The sequence below is a fragment of the Paenalcaligenes hominis genome, from assembly GCF_041359055.1.
Classification (GTDB): Bacteria; Pseudomonadota; Gammaproteobacteria; order Burkholderiales; family Burkholderiaceae_B; genus Paenalcaligenes; species Paenalcaligenes hominis_A.
Genome location: NZ_JBGJKZ010000001.1, coordinates 595,733 through 613,233 on the forward strand (window position 1 = coordinate 595,733; position 17,501 = coordinate 613,233).

The 17,501-nt window shown below is 43.2% G+C and carries 10 protein-coding genes; 6 read left to right on the top strand and 4 right to left on the bottom strand.

Annotated features, from left to right (window positions below; translation table 11 throughout):
* Positions 1-50: 50 nt before the first annotated feature.
* The 5 genes from ACBP46_RS02790 (at position 51) to ACBP46_RS02810 (ending at position 13,891) form a co-directional block, all read left to right on the top strand.
* On the top strand, positions 51-2,915 hold the full coding sequence (locus ACBP46_RS02790) for an SNF2-related protein (protein WP_371015209.1): 2,865 nt from the start codon (positions 51-53) through the stop codon (positions 2,913-2,915).
* A 13-nt stretch (positions 2,916-2,928) separates the two neighbouring features.
* Positions 2,929-4,644, top strand: a complete 1,716-nt coding sequence (locus ACBP46_RS02795; protein ID WP_371015210.1) for an ATP-binding protein — start codon at positions 2,929-2,931, stop codon at positions 4,642-4,644.
* 401 nt (positions 4,645-5,045) lie between these two features.
* Positions 5,046-6,848 (top strand): DUF262 domain-containing protein, encoded by a 1,803-nt coding sequence (locus tag ACBP46_RS02800; protein ID WP_371015211.1) that lies wholly within the window; start codon positions 5,046-5,048, stop codon positions 6,846-6,848.
* Between the two features lie 325 nt (positions 6,849-7,173).
* Positions 7,174-10,512 (top strand): site-specific DNA-methyltransferase, encoded by a 3,339-nt coding sequence (locus ACBP46_RS02805; RefSeq protein ID WP_371015212.1) that lies wholly within the window; start codon positions 7,174-7,176, stop codon positions 10,510-10,512.
* Positions 10,513-10,522: 10 nt separating this feature from the next.
* Positions 10,523-13,891: a DEAD/DEAH box helicase family protein gene (locus ACBP46_RS02810; RefSeq protein WP_371015213.1), complete on the top strand. Its 3,369-nt coding sequence runs from the start codon at positions 10,523-10,525 to the stop codon at positions 13,889-13,891.
* 74 nt (positions 13,892-13,965) lie between these two features.
* On the opposite strand, the gene radC is transcribed toward ACBP46_RS02810, so the two are convergent.
* From radC to ACBP46_RS02830, 4 genes are all read right to left on the bottom strand, one after another.
* Positions 13,966-14,466, bottom strand: a complete 501-nt coding sequence (radC, locus tag ACBP46_RS02815) for a RadC family protein (protein ID WP_442512686.1) — start codon at positions 14,464-14,466, stop codon at positions 13,966-13,968.
* A gap of 71 nt (positions 14,467-14,537) precedes the next feature.
* On the bottom strand, positions 14,538-15,404 hold the full coding sequence (locus tag ACBP46_RS02820; protein ID WP_371015214.1) for a recombination directionality factor: 867 nt from the start codon (positions 15,402-15,404) through the stop codon (positions 14,538-14,540).
* Between the two features lie 78 nt (positions 15,405-15,482).
* Entirely contained in the window at positions 15,483-16,484 is a 1,002-nt protein-coding gene (locus tag ACBP46_RS02825; RefSeq protein WP_371015215.1) for a YqaJ viral recombinase family nuclease, read from the bottom strand.
* A gap of 87 nt (positions 16,485-16,571) precedes the next feature.
* Positions 16,572-16,922 carry a hypothetical protein gene (locus ACBP46_RS02830; RefSeq protein WP_371015216.1) on the bottom strand — a complete coding sequence of 117 codons (351 nt, stop codon included), beginning with the start codon at positions 16,920-16,922 and terminating at the stop codon, positions 16,572-16,574.
* Between the two features lie 183 nt (positions 16,923-17,105).
* On the opposite strand from ACBP46_RS02830, the gene ACBP46_RS02835 reads away from it, so the two are divergent.
* A complete protein-coding gene (locus ACBP46_RS02835) occupies positions 17,106-17,441 on the top strand; it encodes a hypothetical protein (RefSeq protein ID WP_371015217.1) in 336 nt (111 codons plus the stop codon).
* Positions 17,442-17,501: the final 60 nt, after the last annotated feature.

Below are 17,501 nucleotides of genomic sequence, written 5' to 3' on the forward strand. Positions count from 1 at the left end.
GGCCTATAATGGGTTAATCTAAATGTAACAGCCCTCTAGGACTTGCTTGAATGCCTATTACTTCATATCACGCAAAGTATTTTGCCTATGAGTTAACACATCGTCGCCGTGGCGGTGGTATAGACCGTATTAGCCAATCCTTATTTGACGCTTCAGTAGATTTGAATCCCCATCAAATTGATGCTGCTTTGTTTGCGTTACAAAACCCATTGAATAAAGGCGTTATTCTTGCTGACGAAGTGGGACTGGGGAAAACTATCGAAGCAGGGTTGGTTATGGCTCAATACTGGGCTGAGCGACAGCGACGAATTATTGTAGTCTGTCCTGCCGTTCTAAGGAGGCAGTGGGCTAGCGAATTAGAAGAAAAATTTAATCTCCCTTGCCAAGTGCTAGATGCCAGAACATGGAGTGCTCAGCGCAAAGCTGGTGTTGTTGAGCCCTTTGATCAAGCTGCTATTTCCATTATTTCTTATAACTTCGCCGCTAGAATGGCGGAAAAAATTAGGCTTATTCCTTGGGATTTAGTAGTAATTGATGAGGCGCACCGTTTACGCAATGCCCACCGTGAAAGTCACCGCACAGGACAAGCGATCAAAATCGCCTTTGGTAGTCAAAAGAAATTGTTGTTGACTGCCACACCCTTGCAAAACTCACTATTAGAGTTATATGGGCTTTCTACCATTATTGATGAGAAGTTGTTTGGTGATGTTAATAGCTTCCGCAGGCAGTATATGAACGATGGTGGCGATTTAGTTGCTTTAAAAAATCGCGTGCAGGAATTTACTAAGCGCACTTTGCGTCGCCACGTAAATGAGTACATTCGTTATACTGAGCGCCGTGCAGTGACTATACCTTTTACTCCTTCTGAGGATGAGTTGCGGCTGTACCACCTTATTTCAGCTTATATACAGCGCATAGACACTTATGGCATTCCATACCAGCAGCGCCATCTTATTACTTTAGTAGCACGCAAGCTTTTAGCATCATCTACCCCAGCTATTGTTCGTACTTTAGAAGGCATCATTGCTCGTTTAAGAAAATTAGAAAAAGCAGAGCAGGATGATGTTAGCTGGTTGGAAGAGCTTATTGTTAACGATGACTTAGAAGATGAGTGGCTAGTAGATGCTGCTGACGATGAGACTGAGTATAAAGCAGAAGAGGTGGTCATTGATCTTGAGAAACTTAATTCTGAAATCATTGAATTAGAGCAATACATTGAGCTGGCTAAACGTATTAAGGTAGATGCTAAAGCAGAAGCTCTACTCGTGGCTCTAGATCAGGGCTTTGAAAGTATGGCAAGAGTAGGAGCTGAACGTAAAGCCGTAATTTTTACTGAAAGCCGGCGTACGCAAGATTATTTACTGCGGTTTTTAGAAAGCCACGGTTATTTAGGCAAAACTATTACCTTTAGCGGTAGTAATGCCACTGAAGGTGTCAATGCTGTTTACCAGCGCTGGCTGATTGAGCATCAGGGTACTACTAAAGTAACAGGTAGCCCCGGGATAGATAAACGCAGCGCTATTATTGACTACTTTAGAACCGATGCTGAAATTCTCATTGCTACGGAAGCTGCGGCTGAAGGGGTAAATCTACAGTTTTGTAGTTTACTCATTAATTATGATTTGCCTTGGAATCCACAACGTGTAGAGCAGCGTATCGGACGTTGCCACCGTTATGGACAAAAACACGACGTGGTAGTGATTAACTTTTTAAACAAAAAGAATGAGGCGGACCAACGTGTCTTAGAGTTACTTGGCGATAAATTTCATTTGTTTAGTGGTCTTTTTGGCGCTTCCGATGAAGTATTAGGCCGCATTGAGTCTGGCGTAGACTTTGAAAAGCGTATAGCCACCATTTACCAAAGCTGTCGATCTGAAAAAGAAATACAAGAAGCTTTTGATGCATTACAAAAAGAGCTGGAGGCAAGTATTAGCCAGCGTATGGATCAAACCCGTGAAAAGCTGTTAGAGCACTTTGATGAGCAAATTCACGAGTTATTAAAAGTACAGCACGAAAAAGCTGAGCAGCAGCTTGATCGGATGCAGCGGATATTTTGGCAACTTACGCAACATCAGTTACGAGATTACGCTACTTTTGATAACCATAATCTTAGCTTTACTTTGCACCGTTCACCGTTGAGCAAAGTACCTATAGGTGAGTATGCGCTTATCCAGAAAGGTAAAGAAAAAGCAGATCACCAACACTTATATCGCCTTAGTCACCCTTTGGGTGAGTATGTGCTCGATAAGGCGCGCCACCTTATTACACCTGTAGCACAAATTAATTTTGATTTGAGTGGGCACAGCACTAAAATTAGTGCTCTCGTTAAAGCAGCGCATACTCAAGGTTGGTTAGAGCTAAGTCAGTTATCCTTGCAAAGCTTTGCCAATGAAGAGTATCTAATACTGACTGCATTAAGTGATGAAGGTGAAGTAATAGATAGGGAATTTATTGAGCTGCTTTTTCGATTAAACGGTCATGTTGCCAGCGAGTTACCGACCATTGATGCTGCACTCGAAGACAAGTTATCTGACACAGTAAAACGTCAAATTCAAACCGCTCTTAATAAAGCATTAGATGAAAACAATGAGTACTTTCAACGCGAACGCGCTAAGCTAGATGTTTGGGCGGAAGATATGATGGTAGCCGCTGAGCAAGAGCTAGAGGATGTGCGTATACAAATAAAACAAGCGCGAAAAGAGTCACGCTTAGCTGAAAGCTTAGAGGAGCAAAAGGCTGCAGAGGAAGTCCTAAAGAAACTTAATCGTTTGCAGCGCCGTAAACGAGAGCAAGTGTTTGATGTGCAAGATGAAATTGATGGTAAGCGCGATGCAATGATCAAAGCCCTTGATGCCAAAATGCACCAGCAAAGCAGCACTCAGCATTTATTTAGAATTCGTTGGCGGCTAATTTAACAAAAGAGTTTTTATGCGAACAGCAGAACAAATCCACGAGTTACTATCCTTATTGGATACCACTATAGCTGATGAGCTTGAAGATCAAGATCTCGACTTTAAATTATGGGATAAGTCTAGTCGTGACAAGTCCGTAAAAACAGCGGTTCAGATGGCAGTTTGCATGGCTAATGGTGGTGGAGGTACGGTTGTGTTCGGTGTTGCAGACAGGGTCGTAGGGCGCGCTAATGCTATTGTAGGCGTGCCTCTAGAAATAGACTCCAACATACTTAAGAAAGCCGTTTACGACCAAACAGATCCCAGAATCATCCCCTTGTTTGAAGAGCTGCGCGTACCCGAAGGTACAGGTCGCCTACTTATTATGCAAATAAATCCAGGGATGCCGCCACACACAGATACGGCAGGACGAGGCACTATTCGGGTTGCTAAAGATTGTGTTCCTCTTACCGGAGGTATGCGCCGAAAAATAGCAGTAGAAACAGGGGAGACAGACTACAGTGCTGAGCCTGTAGCGCCTGTGCATACAAGTTTACTCTCACCTAGCGCCTTAGAGACTCTGCGCACTCAAGCAAGAAAAGAAAAAGCAGCAGAAGATCTTTTGCATGCTGACGATATTACTTTGTTGGATAGTCTTCATCTTATTAAAAATAACCAGTTTACACGTGCTGCTTTGTTATTGGCAGGTAACGAGCAAGCCATTAGAGACTATCTGCCGGGGTACAATTGGACTTTTTTGCAGATGCGAGGTGATACGGAGTATGGAGTGCGGGAGGATCGTATTAGCGCACTACCTATAGCCATTCAGCGCATAGAAGAGTTAATTACGCCTTTTAATCAAATTACGACGTACAAGCAGGGCATGTTTCACTTTGAGTATCACACATGGCCGCATATAGCTGTGCGCGAGGCCTTGATGAATGCTTTTTGTCATGCAGACTATCGCATTAGTGGTCCGATTATAGTGAAACTCTATGCTGATAGGCTTGAGTTTAGTAATAACGGTGGATTTATTGCCGGCATTACCCCTAGCAACATTCTGCACCACCAACCTGCGGCTAGAAATCCATTGTTAGTTGAGGCCCTAACACGTTTAAGGCTTGTTAACCGAAGCAATCTAGGCATCAGCCGCATGTTTTCATCTCTGCTAGTGGAGGGTAAAGAGGCTCCTATTATTAGCGAAGTGGGTGATTCTGTTCAGGTCGTTTTCCTTAAACGAGAGCTTAACCCTACTTTTAGGATGTTTGTCGCAGAAGAAAATGAAAAAGGTAAAATGCTGGCTGTCGATGAGCTAATCCTTTTGCAGCATTTGTTACAGCACAATGAGGTTGATACATCAACTGCAGCAGTCTTATGTCAAAGAAGCGAAGGCGAAATCAAGCTAAAGCTAGCTACAATGGCGAAAGATGGATATTTAGAGCAAGGTGGGCATGGAAGAGGAACCTATTGGAGTATTCATCCAAATTTGCATCGTAAATTAGTGGACGATGGTAATAGTGAGACTCGACGCCGCATAACTTGGGAAGCTGCTAAAACACGTGTGCTAAGTATGCTTATGGAAAGAGCCAAGCGCGGTGAGGCCGGCATAAGCAATCGGGAAATACGGCAGGTAACGAAGTTTTCGCGTAACCATGTACTTCGTCTTATTAAAGAGCTGCAAGCAGAAAACCCTGATCAGATAGTAAAGCAAGGCAGCGCAGCCAAAACCACTTATGTTTGGCATGAAAAATAGCTCTTTATTGCACTTTTTATAAAATGGTGCATGGGCATGGTGCATAGATTTATTTTTATGCACCATTGAGTGCACAAGGTGTGTGAATAAGCATGAAATGGTGCATGTAAAGCGTTAGCATCAATGAGCACGGCATAGGATGCTGCCTCAGCATGGCTTGCATAGGTTTAGAGATAACTGTTTAGGCTGTTTTTAGACTACACCCATAACTCGTTTGGAATATTGTTTTATCTTTTGGTATTACTTAGAGGAAATTAGGCATGCCACAAAGGTATATATTTCAAATTTTCAAATAGTCTATATAAAACGCTATTCTTCACTGACTTGGAAATCATTTTTAAAAATATCAGTGTGTTAGTATTCGTAACATCAATTCCGAATATTTTTAAAATATATTTCCTATGATTAAGTCTGTTTACAACTACCCAATTTCGACTTTGTTTGATATTGAAAGTGGAGTTATTTATACCATTCCTCGGTATCAACGCGAATATACTTGGGGTCGTCCACAATGGGATGCTCTATTTGATGATTTGCTTGAAAATAACTCTCATTATTTTTTAGGCTCAATCATTTGTATTAACCAAGCTCAAGACGCTTTAGCTATCCAGAATTTGGAGTTAGTAGATGGTCAACAACGAATAACTACAATTTCACTTTTGTTAACTGCCATCTACTACCATTTCAGTCATCTTCCCGACCTGACTATGGAGCAACAAAATGAATTATATAATCTTAAGAATAAACTAATTTTAAAAAAGCAGCCTGATCAGCCTCGTTTAGTACCACAGGTGCAAAATAATAATCAACAGGATTATTTTTCTGTGCTAAAGGATGTAGGTGTACTGCAAGAAGCAGAAGCTGTAGCATATGCTGGGAATCGCCGCATTATGCGTGCATTTTGGCATTTTGTCGGACGTATAGAACAGTATGTTTCCGATCAACCTGATCCTGCTCAAAAGTTGCAAGAATTATTAGAAAAAGTTAATACAGCAACACTGGTAAAAATTGAGGTTGCAGGGCACTCTGATGCTTACACTTTGTTTGAGTCGTTGAATAATCGGGGTGTACCTTTGACTGCCATTGACTTAATTAAAAATAAGCTACTAGCGACTCTTGAGAAAAAGGATAAAGGAAGTATCGATAAGCATTACAATCGTTGGAAAAAAGTGATGGAAGCGCTAGGGGATGACTATGCTATACAAGAACGCTTTTTTCGTCAGTATTATAATGCCTTTAGATCTGAGCTAAAAAGTATAGTTTCTGTGCCTGTTGCTACTAAATCCACTCTGATTCATATTTATGAAAAGCTAATCACTCATGATGCGGAGTCTTTCTTAAGCAATATGATTAGGATTTCAGAGCATTACGCTACGATTCTAGGGCTTAAAGAAATTAAGGAGCAACCGGAGCTTTCACAGCTTCTGTTGTCACTGGATCGAATTCAGGGGGCAGACGCTTATCTACTCTTGATGCTGCTATTTGATCGTCAGACACAGCTTGAGTTAACTCAAAGACATCTTGAGCAAATAACAGAGATTCTTATTGCCTTCTTTGTACGACGCAATACGACTAATTTGCCACCAACTCGTGACTTAACACGTATTTTTATGAGTATGGCTGAGAAAGTTTTGACTTTGCGTGGTGAGGCTATTAGTCAGCATATTCAACAATCGCTTCGGTTAGAAAGTGCTAGTGATGAGCAGTTTAAAGAGAGCTTGCAAGGCGCGATTTATGAAGATAACACTGCAGTATGTCGCTTTGTTTTGTGTGCTTTAGAAGAAAGTAACATGACACGTGAAAACCGTGTGGACTTGTGGGAGCGCAAAGGAAACCAGTACATATGGACTATAGAGCATATTTTCCCACAAGGTGAAAATATTCCTCAGAGCTGGGTAAACATGATTGCTGAAGGGGATAAGGATAAAGCCGAAGAGTACCGTCAGGATTATGTACATCGTTTAGGTAATCTTACTATTTCAGGCTATAACAGCTCTCTAGGTAACAAAAGTTTTGAAGACAAGCAAAATAGGGTAGACAGTCAAGGCCGTAAAGTGGGATATAACAATGGGCTGTACTTAAACGAATCTCTCATAAAAGAAAAAGATTGGACTATTGATAAAATCAAGATCCGTACAGACAGGTTAGTTGAGTTAGTACTAGAGAAATATCCCTTAGGTGTTTCAGATAAAAACGCCTTATAACTCTATTTCATGAGCTCAGGCGTAGGGTGCAAGCTAGTTAGGGGCATCAAACGCCTCTGAGCTCTATTGAGTTAGCGTTAGTAAGTAGGTCAACTATTTTAGGCTCAAGCTCACCTTTTGGCGTCGTAAGGAGAGAGTTGGCTAATTAATTGCATCTTAGCGGCACTGTGCTAGATTGCGTTGGAAATTAGTGTGGATACTCTTTTAAGAGGGACAGAAAGCGAAGGGGCTTGTACAATAGTTGATTTATGTGTTTTTAAAGTATTCTATACAGTGCACTGGCTCTAGTCATTGTATAGACGCAGGTTTAACTCTAGAGGGAAGCATGAGCAGCATACAACAAGAAAAGGCCAAACAACGCCGCGCTAAGTTCGCGGCGTTGTTGCGTAATATGTTCCAGTTGGACGAGCCTGAGCTGGATTTTGGTCTATATCGCATCATGCACGCTAAAAAAGACGACATTAATCGTTTTATTGATGAAGACCTACCTAAGCTTGCTCAGGACGCCTTTAAGGATTTTGTAGGGCAAGATAAAAGTCAGCTTGAGAAAGCTATTCAAGAGGCTCGCCAAGCGGCTGTAGCTGCGGGCTTTGATCCTGATGAATCGCCAAAAGTTAAAGAGTTAGAGGCACAATATAACGCGGGTTTTGAGACTGCTCGTGAAGAGGGTGAGGTGTACGACGCCTTAGTCACTTTCTTTAGTCGTTATTATGACGAAGGGGATTTTATCTCACGTCGTGTGTACAAAGACGGAACGTATGCTATTCCTTACCAAGGCGAAGAGGTAGTGCTGCATTGGGCTAATAAGGATCAGTATTACGTTAAAAGCAGTGAAACCCTGCGGGATTACACCTTGCTATTAAACCCTCGGGCTACAGAAGGTGAAGATCGTCTACGGGTGCATTTTAAGGTAGTGGATGCTAGTGAAGGCGCTAAAGATAACAATAAGGAAACGGATGATAGCAAGCGCCAGTTTGTGCTAGATGCCGAGCAGCCCTTTGAGTTTATCCAAGGTGAACCCGATGCCCAAGGTAATCGCTTTGAGGAGCTGGTTTGTCGTTTTGAGTTTCGTCCAGCCACGATGGATGACTGGGAAAGCAGCATAAAAGCAAAAGCCACTGCAGCCGCTCAGAAAAATATACCTACACAAGCACATTTATTAGATATTGCAGAAGTACGTTTGCTAGGGGAAAGCAGCGAACTGCCGGACCCATGGAAAGCCGCATTACAGAAGCCTTATATTAAAGCCGATGGCGAAGCCACTAATTACAGTACCCTAAAAGGCCAGCTTAACAACTACACCAAGAAGAACACCTTTGATTACTTTATTCATAAAGACTTAGGTGGTTTTTTAAATCGTGAGTTGGATTTTTATATTAAAAACGAGCTGATGCAGTGGGAGGATATTGCTGCCTTAAAAAACAACCCCGCACGTCTAGTACCTATGCTCAGCAAGCTAGATGTGATACGCGAGCTTGGCGGCAAAATTATTGCCTTTTTAGCTCAATTAGAGAACTTTCAAAAGAAACTGTGGTTAAAGAAAAAGTTTGTGACCGAAACAAACTACTGCATCACCCTCGACCGTGTGCCACAGGAACTCTATCCAGCTATTTGTGCCAACCCAGTCCAGCATGATGAATGGGTGAAGTTATTTTCCATCGATGAAATTGAAGGGGATTTAACTACGCCCGCCTACAGTAACCCCCTAACGGAAGATTTTCTAAAATCTAATCAAAACTTGGTATTGGATACCCGATTTTTTGATGAGTCGTTTAAGGCCGCATTGATTGCCAGTATTGAGGACTTTGATGAGCAGTGTGATGGCTTATTGGTGCACTCGGAGAATTATCAGGCGCTTAATTTGTTGAGGGAGCGATATAAAGAGCAGGTGAAGTACATTTATATAGATCCGCCATATAACACTGAAAGCGATCGTAGTCAGGGTAAATTTATTTATAAAGATGGCTATGCTCGTTCATCTTGGTTAAGCCTAATGAATGATCGTATAGGCCAAGGAAACAAGTTTCTCCGTGAAGATGGAGTATTAATAGCATCTATAGATGATAACGAAAATTATCGTCAGACAGAGTTGCTCGAGTCTCATTTTGGCAAAGAAAATTATATTTATGAAACCATATGGAATTTAGGCACGGGTACTCAAGCCGGACACTTTACTCGTTCACATGAGTATATTCAGGTTTATGCAAAAAACAAGAGGAAATTTCCCCATTTTCATTCAACAATGACTGGAAACATTAGGCATGGCGCATTAAAAAAAATCTCTAGAGCTAACCCAGCAAGCAAGGTCTTATTTCCTGCGGGTATTCAGTATGAAGGGGATAATGCGATATTTACTGGTGAGATCGGAGGGTCAGAGAAACAGATTATTCACGGTGAGATGATTTTTGTTAATGGGAAATTAGCAAAAGATGTAGTTGTTGAAGCAGGATGGGCAATGCGGAATCAACTGGAGTCTTGGCTTGAGGGTAAGGAAACTTTTGATACAAAAGGACAAAAAGTTATTCGATTTTACTTTAATCAAAAAGGAATTCTTTGGTATGAAAAAGAACGAGGTACAGAGCACCCGGCGACTGTAATTAGTAATATTGCTAATACAAAAGACGGCTCATCTGAATTAGAGGATATTTTGTCTTTTCTACCCTTTCCATTTCCAAAACCTTCAAAACTTCTAGTTTTTTTGGGTAAGCTTGTACTTTCAAAAACTGATCTCGTTTTCGATTATTTTGCTGGCTCAGGTACCACAGGTCATGCCGTTATTAACTTAAACAGAGAGGATAATGGCAAGCGTAAATATATCCTTGTAGAAATGGGAAGTTATTTTGACACTGTCCTAAAACCCCGCCTTGCTAAAGTTGCCTACTCTTCCGAATGGAAAAACGGTAAGCCAGTCTCTCGCGATACTGGCATTTCCCATTGCTTTAAATACATCCGCTTAGAAAGCTACGAAGACACCTTGGGCAATTTGCGTTTGAACACCAAACAAGATTTATTCAGCCAAGCCAGCAACGACGATGCTCGCCAAGCCTATGTGATGAACTATATGCTCGATGTAGAAACTCGTGGCTCGCAATCGCTGCTTAATATCAACCAGTTTTTAGACCCCACCCAATATCAGTTGAATGTACGTTCCGCCAGTGGTGATGAAACAGTTCCTGTAAATGTAGATTTGTTGGAAACGTTTAACTACCTGCTTGGGCTGGAAGTGGAGCATATTGCTGCGCCTATCTATTTTGATGCTGAGTTTAGTCAAGGCGAATACGGTCGCATGCAGGCTAAGGTATCGCAAAATAAAGAAGGACAATGGTGGTTCCGCACTGTGTATGGCAAAAACCGTAACGGTCAATATGTGCTAGTGGTATGGCGTAACCTGCCAAGCGTAATTGCTGCTAGAGGCAATGCTGAAGCTCGTGAGCAAGCGCTGCTGAAAGATAACGCTGTGCTTGATGCTGTGTTGGTGGAACGCCTTAAAATACGCCTAACTGAAAGTCTAGATGATGAGATTGACGTGCTGTATGTGAATGGTGACCACAACATCAGCATCCCTCGTGATCGTCAAGGAAGGCCCTTGGAGCAAGCTCGTGTGCAACTAATTGAAGAAGCCTTTAAGGCGCTTATGTTCGCTGACACTGACGTTGCGCATTAAGAGGGTAACCATGACTAAAAATACAAAAAAGAAAGAGCTGGCGTTTCGCCACCATCTGGTGCTGAACCAATGGTTATTCTCTTTATTTGGGTTAGACTCGGTTAGTGGCTTTTTTGAAGTAGAGCAGGGCATGCAAAAAGCCACGTTGGAAGCCTTTTGTGATCGCTTTCAAATGCATGGTGAGACCGCCGGACGTAATGCAGCAGGCGAGCATTTAATTATTCAACGCTTGCGTGAAAACATCACTGATGATGTACAGCTAAGCGATGAAGAGTTATTGGAGTATGATCGCCGCATTTCCATACACACTGAAGCCATCAATGCAGGTCGTCAGATTAAGGGACTTGAGCCTATTGAGTGGAAGTATTTTCAATACTTGATGCTTTTGTTCACTGAAATCTATTTGGATTACTTATTTACCAAGCCTGAAGTATTGGTGGCAGGTTTAAATCAGCAAATAGAACGTTGGAATGCTAAGTGGATAGAGGAAGAAAAGTATAGACATAAGGAGTTGTTGCCTATTGATATTAACGATGACTTATGGCCGCAACTTAATTTAGTCGCTTATTGGAGTGCGACAGGCTCAGGTAAAACCTTGGTGATGCACGCCAATATTTTGCAGTACCGCTTTTATCAAGAGCGTTATGGTAGCAACCACTACGGTAAAACGAGTCAACTCAATAAGGTGATTTTACTTACCCCTAATGAGGGTTTAACTCGCCAGCATTTAATTGAGCTTGAGGCATCAGGCATTCAGGCTAGTGAGTTTTCACCTAATGCGGGCGACTTATTTGCTAACGACGTGGTGGTGATCGACATCAATAAGCTTGCTGATAGTCAAGGCGATAAAACCGTGGCTGTAGCTGCTTTTGGTGATAATAACCTGCTGCTAGTGGACGAAGGCCACCGTGGTACGGCTAGTGGTGGTGATGGTGTGTGGTATCGTTATCGCAGGCAACTGGCGGCTAAGGGCTTTACCTTTGAGTACTCGGCCACTTTTGCTCAAAGCGCGCTTAATGACAGCGTTAATAAAGAGATGGGCACTAGCCTGCGCCAGTCGTACACCAAAGCTATTTTGTTTGATTACTCTTATCGCCATTTCTATGCCGATGGCTATGGTAAGCAATCGCAAGTGCTCAACATTGAAAAAGGGGTTGAGCAAAACGAATTTTTGTATCAAATGGCGTCCTTGCTGAGTTTTTACCAGCAGATGCATTTGTACCAAAACCACACTCAACAACTCGCACCATTTAACTTAGAAAAACCTTTGTGGGTATTTGTTACCTCACGTGTTGCTACTTCTTTAACAACCAAAGAAGGAAAAATAGAAGCTAATGACATGGTACAGGTGCTTAGCTTTATTGATCAGGTGCTTTCCAGTCGTTCCGAAGCTATTGCAGCCATTCGTACTTTGCTTAATGAAGGCTTAGTGGCTCAAGGTGGTGTGAATTATTTACATGGGCGTTTTGATTATTTAAAGCAACTACGTGAAAGCCCAGAAAACTTGTATATCAACATGCTAGAGGAGGTCTTTCACTCTAGTGGCGGCAGGCTGTATTTAGAAAACATTACTGGTGTGCAAGGTGAAATCGCGTTGCGTGCAGGTGAGGCGGGCACGCCTTTTGGTGTTATTAATATTGGTGAGCCAGCTAAATTATTAAGCTTATGTGAAGACCATGGCTTGCTAGTACAAGATGCTCGTTTTGGCACTTCATTGTTTAATGATATTAATAAACCTAACTCCCGAGTAAACCTGTTATTAGGATCACGCAAATTTACTGAAGGTTGGAGTAGCTGGCGTGTCTCTAACATGACCCTCATGAACGTAGGTAAAAGCGAAGGTGCGCAAATTATCCAACTATTTGGTCGAGGAGTGCGCTTAAAAGGGTGGAATACTACGCTAAAACGCTCAGCCGATATTGCGACTGAGTTAAAGCTGCATAATGTGGAGCGGCCTAAGCATATTTCCGTGCTTGAAACCTTGAATATTTTTGGTCTAAATGCAGATTATATTGATCAATTTCGCAAGCAGTTGGAAGATGAAGATATACCTGTGAATGAGGGTATTGTTGAGGTGGCTTTGTCGCTAAAACCCATGCCCAATTTGCCTCAAGACTTAAGCATTATTCGCGTAAAAGATAAGGTGGCTAACCGTGCTATTGGTGGCGCAGGTTCCGCATTTCTAGAGTTGGCTGAGCAGGTGGTGCTATTGCCACCAAAGCGTCTTAGCGATGCCGGACGTGCTTATTTTTGTAACCCTGCTCGTGTGATGGTGGACTTTTATCCTCGTATAGGCAGTTTTGCGACAGATGGGGATACCCGCACACTACAAGGGAAGACTCAGCGACTTACTTCTGCACATTTAATACTGCTAGACAATGACAAGCTGTACTTTGAGTTACTCGCTTTTAAGCGTAGCAAGCGTTGGTCTAATTTAACCCTATCGCCTAAGGTGGTTAACGAGTTGCTAAGCGATAGCAGTTGGTATGAGCTACAAGCTCCGCCGGCTATGATGGAGCTTGGTAACTTAAAAAACGTGAGTCTATGGCATGATATGGCCATTAGTTTGCTGCGTAAGTATTGTGAAATGTTTTATAACTACCGTCGTAAGCAGTGGGAAAGTGATAAGTTAGAGTTTAAGTACATCACTGACGACAAGAGTTATTTACCTAATGTGCGTGAGGATATGCCGGAGGGGGGGTATTTGATTACCCTTGATCCTGTACGTCACGAAAACGTCTACGACGAATTACAAAACATTAATGATCAGATTGCTGCTAATGATGTACAGCAATGGCAGGACACCATTGTAGATGCTGGCTTACAGTTTCTATTTAATGAGCGCCATTTTTACCAGCCTTTGCTTACTTTAGTGGCGAAAAAGGTGGACTATCAAGTAACGCCTGTACCACTGAATAAAGGTGAGGCTGACTTTGTGATTGCCGTGCAAAAAGCGTGGGATAATGACGTATTTCCTAGTGAGGCAGAGGTTTATCTGCTGCGCAATATAGCGGGTAAAGGTGCGGTGGGCGTATTTATTGATGGTGGCTTTGAACCTGACTTTATTTTGTGGGTAAAGTATCAAGAACATCAACATGTAGTGTTTATCGATCCTAAAGGCTTACGCCAACTCCAGGCGAATGACCCCAAGATCAACTTTTATCTTAGCATTAAAGAGTTAGAACGAGCTTTACACGCTAACAACCAGAGCAAGAGAAATATTAAGCTGCACTCATTTATCATTTCGCAAACTCGTGCTGCGGTATTAGAAAGTCTTTGGTCAGGAGAAACTCAAACCAGTATGGAAAATAAACATATTTTATTTCCAGAAGATGACGAGCTTTATATGGAAAAGTTAGTACAAAAGCTGGGGCTTTAACAGGCTATCTTAAAAGACTTTAACCTCAGCGTCGTAGAAGGGGTTAAAGTCTTATCGTTTGTTGCTGCTAGCTTTTAGATCTCACCGCGATCCGCCAACGACTCACACCCCTCCATCCCCACTACAATGTGATCCAACACCCTTACATCCACCAGCGCTAACGCTTTCTGTAGCTGTTTCGTCAGCTCAATGTCTGCCTGACTGGGCGTAGGGTCTCCCGATGGGTGGTTGTGGGTCATGATAATGGCAGCGGCATTGCGTTCTAGTGCAAGTTTAACCACTTCTCTAGGGTAAACAGGGGCTTGGGTGATGGTGCCTCTAAACAGCTCCTCAAAGCCAATTACTTTGTTTTTGTTGTCCAGTAACAGCACAGCAAAGACTTCATGCTCGTAGTCTTGTAGTAAATTTTGCAGGTAGGTTTTAACGGTTTGTGGGCTGCTGATGCTGCGGCCTTTAGCTAGGCGCTTTCTGGCGAGCTGGTTTGCCATTGTTAATATATCCGCTTCTGAAAGCACGTTGGACTCCATCAGATACAGGCCAGACTTGGGGCAGGCTTTCATTTTGTGATAACGCATGATCAATTCCTTTAGACGTAAAAAACGCCACCTGTTTAGGGTGGCGTGTATGTTGTTTGGGTAGGTAGGGGTTAAGCTGTCGCACGTTGCTCTAGCTTGTCGGCGAGGGTAGTGGATTGAGTAGACTGGGCTTGTGTGTGGGCTTCAGGGTAAAACTCTTCGATGACTTCTAAGGCTTCGTCTTCACTGTCCTCAAAAGCCCCATTGGCAAATCCCTGTCGTGCTGCTTTATCTAAAGCCGCTTGGTCGTAGCCAGCGCTGAGGCGTTGTTGGTACAAGGCTTGGGCTTCTTGTATGGCCTCTTCTAGGCTCAGTCCTTCTCGGATGGTCATGTCCACGTAGTAAATGGCAGACCTAAAGCTTTGGGTGGTGCTTTTGCCTCGTAGTTTGAGTTCTAAAGGCATACACGCTAATAAGCCACCGGATACCGCATGGTAGTAATGCAGTCGTGCCGCAAGGGTACGAATGCTGTTAAAGCCCGTGGTTCTAAAGATGAAGGTTCCCATTTCATCGTCTTGATCAATCACGACGTTCAAGCGTCCGTAGGGCTTACAGTAACCGCTTTGCCCAAACTCACATTGGTCAGGAGCAGGGCAGGCCAGAGACTGCATACCGCCTTGTGTAACACGTTTACAAGCCTCACCATTACCTACACAAAGCGGTCGGCCTGATGTGCGGTCAAATAGGCTGTATTCGGCTCGTAGATTGAGGTCTGGCTCGTTAAAGAGCAGACGTATAGGGATAGAACGTAGCTTGTCTTCCCCGTTGCGTAAGGCACTATCTAAAGGGTGAGGTATCCAGCCGTCTTTGGTTTGTACTTGGCTGGTGATAGTGAACTGATCGTCTTTGATGGGCAGACGTTTGCCGTTTTTTTCTACCACACGACCAATGGCAATACGACCTAAGGTCGGTGGGGTAATCATTAATCCTTTAATCATGATGTCGTCCTTATAAAACGTAAAAAAGCCAGCCTGTCAGTGACGACGGGCTGGCTATATGCTGTGATGAAATAGGCTTTAGGCTTGGATTAAAAAACGACGGCTACCACTGCGAGTCATGCTGTATTGGTGTAGTAGCTCAGGGTGATCCGCTAAGAGACGTTTGGTGTCTAAAGTAACGCTGTCTTTGCTGCGTTTCCATGTTACCGAGCCTGTCTCAAACAGCGCTTTGCTGGCATCGCCCATTTGCTCTTGGATTTGTTGTTTGAGTTGCTCTTCACGTTGTTTCAGTTGATCGGCCTGTTGACGAATGGCAATCAGATCTCCGAACAAGGCTGACTTGCTGCTGTCTTGGCTCCAGTCTAGCTCCTCGCTGTTATCGTGAGGGTATAAGGCTTGGAGGGCTTTAGCGGCTGACTCTGAGCCATCCGCAGGTGGCGGGGTGTCGGTTTGTACGTAATGCCAAAATTTGGCTTCTAGTTCAATCAAGCGAGCAATCACAGCATCGTCTCGGTAGATGCGATGGATCTGTAGGTCTTGTCCGCAGATCAAGACCGCTACGTCGGCGGCGTGTTTACCTGTGACGGCTAACTGATGCTGGACTTGGATTTGTACATATTCAGGTACGCCATCTCGCCAGTGTCTCGCACCAAATTCGCCTGCGGTTTTACACTCTAAAATATCCACCTCAGCCGTGCCGACCACTTCACGATCAATGTTCGCTAGCATCCAAGGGTGGTCAGGGTGCTGTAGGACGGCATTGACACGGCGTACCCGATGGCCTGTGTGAGTTTGGTATTGCTTGGCAACTAGGGGCTCAAGCTGTGTACCCCAGTGCATCGGTGCATAACCAATGCTGCTCTCTTCTTTTTGAAAGGCGCTATCTCGTCCCGTTTTAACCATCCACAGTTCAAGCGGTGATTGGTATGGATTTAAGCCGATGGCGGTGGCTGCATCCGAGCTACCAATGCCTTGTTTACGGACACTGAGCCATTCTGAGTGATCAAGGGTTTTGGTATCCACTAAGCGTAGAGCAGGACGATAGGTAGGACGTGGTTGGGGTAAGGATTGGGTTTGCATGATGGACTCCTAAAAGGCGTAAAAAAACCCGATGCAATCACATCGGGCTAATCAATAAGAAAAGGGGCAAGACAGTTCTTTAGGCTGTTAATGATCCGAGTTGGCGACATAACTAAAGCTATACCCACAATCAAGGCATTCGTAGTTATCAAACACGGTTTGATCAAGGGCGTCACCAAACGCTGCACCTGCGGCACAACCTGCTACACCACCGACTAACCCACCTATCACCGCACTGAGAACGGTTTGAGGGGAAGGGCTTTTGTCTGAGAGGTTTTGAATGGCAAACGAAGCCCCTGTAGCCGCTCCGGTCGCCGCACTACTGATCGCTGAACCAAAACCCGCCACTGCGCCTATACCTGCGCCAATTTTGCGACCTGTGTGTTTAGTGAGCACTCGCTTAGAGAGGCAACGTGGGCACTCATGAACAAATGACATACTGATCTCCTTAGAAAACAAAAAGGCAGAGCCAATGCTCTGCCGGGTTCACTAGGGTGATATAGGTATGAAAAAATCTGTAATACAAATAAATATTATTATGATTTGTATTTTTTAATTTCAAAGTCTAATAGTTTTGTGCTAATTTGCCTAATTCATCTTTATGTTTTCTAGGAGAGTCATGTGTCTGAAGTGAAGCGTGTTGACCATGAGTTGGCTGAAGCTGTAATTGCCGAACTAAGTAAAAAGAAAAATAAGTCTGGGCTAAACAACTATTTGCTGGAGGTGCATCCAGTGAGAGATGTGGTTAGTGATCAAAATTATAAAATTTACCGAAGTCTCATGAAGGACTTAATAAAAATTCATGAACTGCTACAAGAAAAAGCAAGAATTGAACGAGCCGTAGAGGATAAATTCATGAATTTATTAAAGGGTGAAAAAAATTTGGTTAAGTTATTTGAGGATATCGCTGCGAGTAAAGCCCTTGCGAATGATAAGGATAACAGTACAGCAAGCTAGCTAAGAGATAGGCTAGATAAAGGAAAAAAAAAAGGCAGTTCGAACACTGCCTTTTTTGAA

Coding starts and splice junctions, on each gene's coding strand:
- ACBP46_RS02790 (WP_371015209.1), top strand. CDS start 51: ATGCCTATTACTTCATATCACGCAAAGTATTTTGCCTATGAGTTAACA.
- ACBP46_RS02795 (WP_371015210.1), top strand. CDS start 2,929: ATGCGAACAGCAGAACAAATCCACGAGTTACTATCCTTATTGGATACC.
- ACBP46_RS02800 (WP_371015211.1), top strand. CDS start 5,046: ATGATTAAGTCTGTTTACAACTACCCAATTTCGACTTTGTTTGATATT.
- ACBP46_RS02805 (WP_371015212.1), top strand. CDS start 7,174: ATGAGCAGCATACAACAAGAAAAGGCCAAACAACGCCGCGCTAAGTTC.
- ACBP46_RS02810 (WP_371015213.1), top strand. CDS start 10,523: ATGACTAAAAATACAAAAAAGAAAGAGCTGGCGTTTCGCCACCATCTG.
- radC (WP_442512686.1), bottom strand. CDS start 14,466: ATGCGTTATCACAAAATGAAAGCCTGCCCCAAGTCTGGCCTGTATCTG.
- ACBP46_RS02820 (WP_371015214.1), bottom strand. CDS start 15,404: ATGATTAAAGGATTAATGATTACCCCACCGACCTTAGGTCGTATTGCC.
- ACBP46_RS02825 (WP_371015215.1), bottom strand. CDS start 16,484: ATGCAAACCCAATCCTTACCCCAACCACGTCCTACCTATCGTCCTGCT.
- ACBP46_RS02830 (WP_371015216.1), bottom strand. CDS start 16,922: ATGTCATTTGTTCATGAGTGCCCACGTTGCCTCTCTAAGCGAGTGCTC.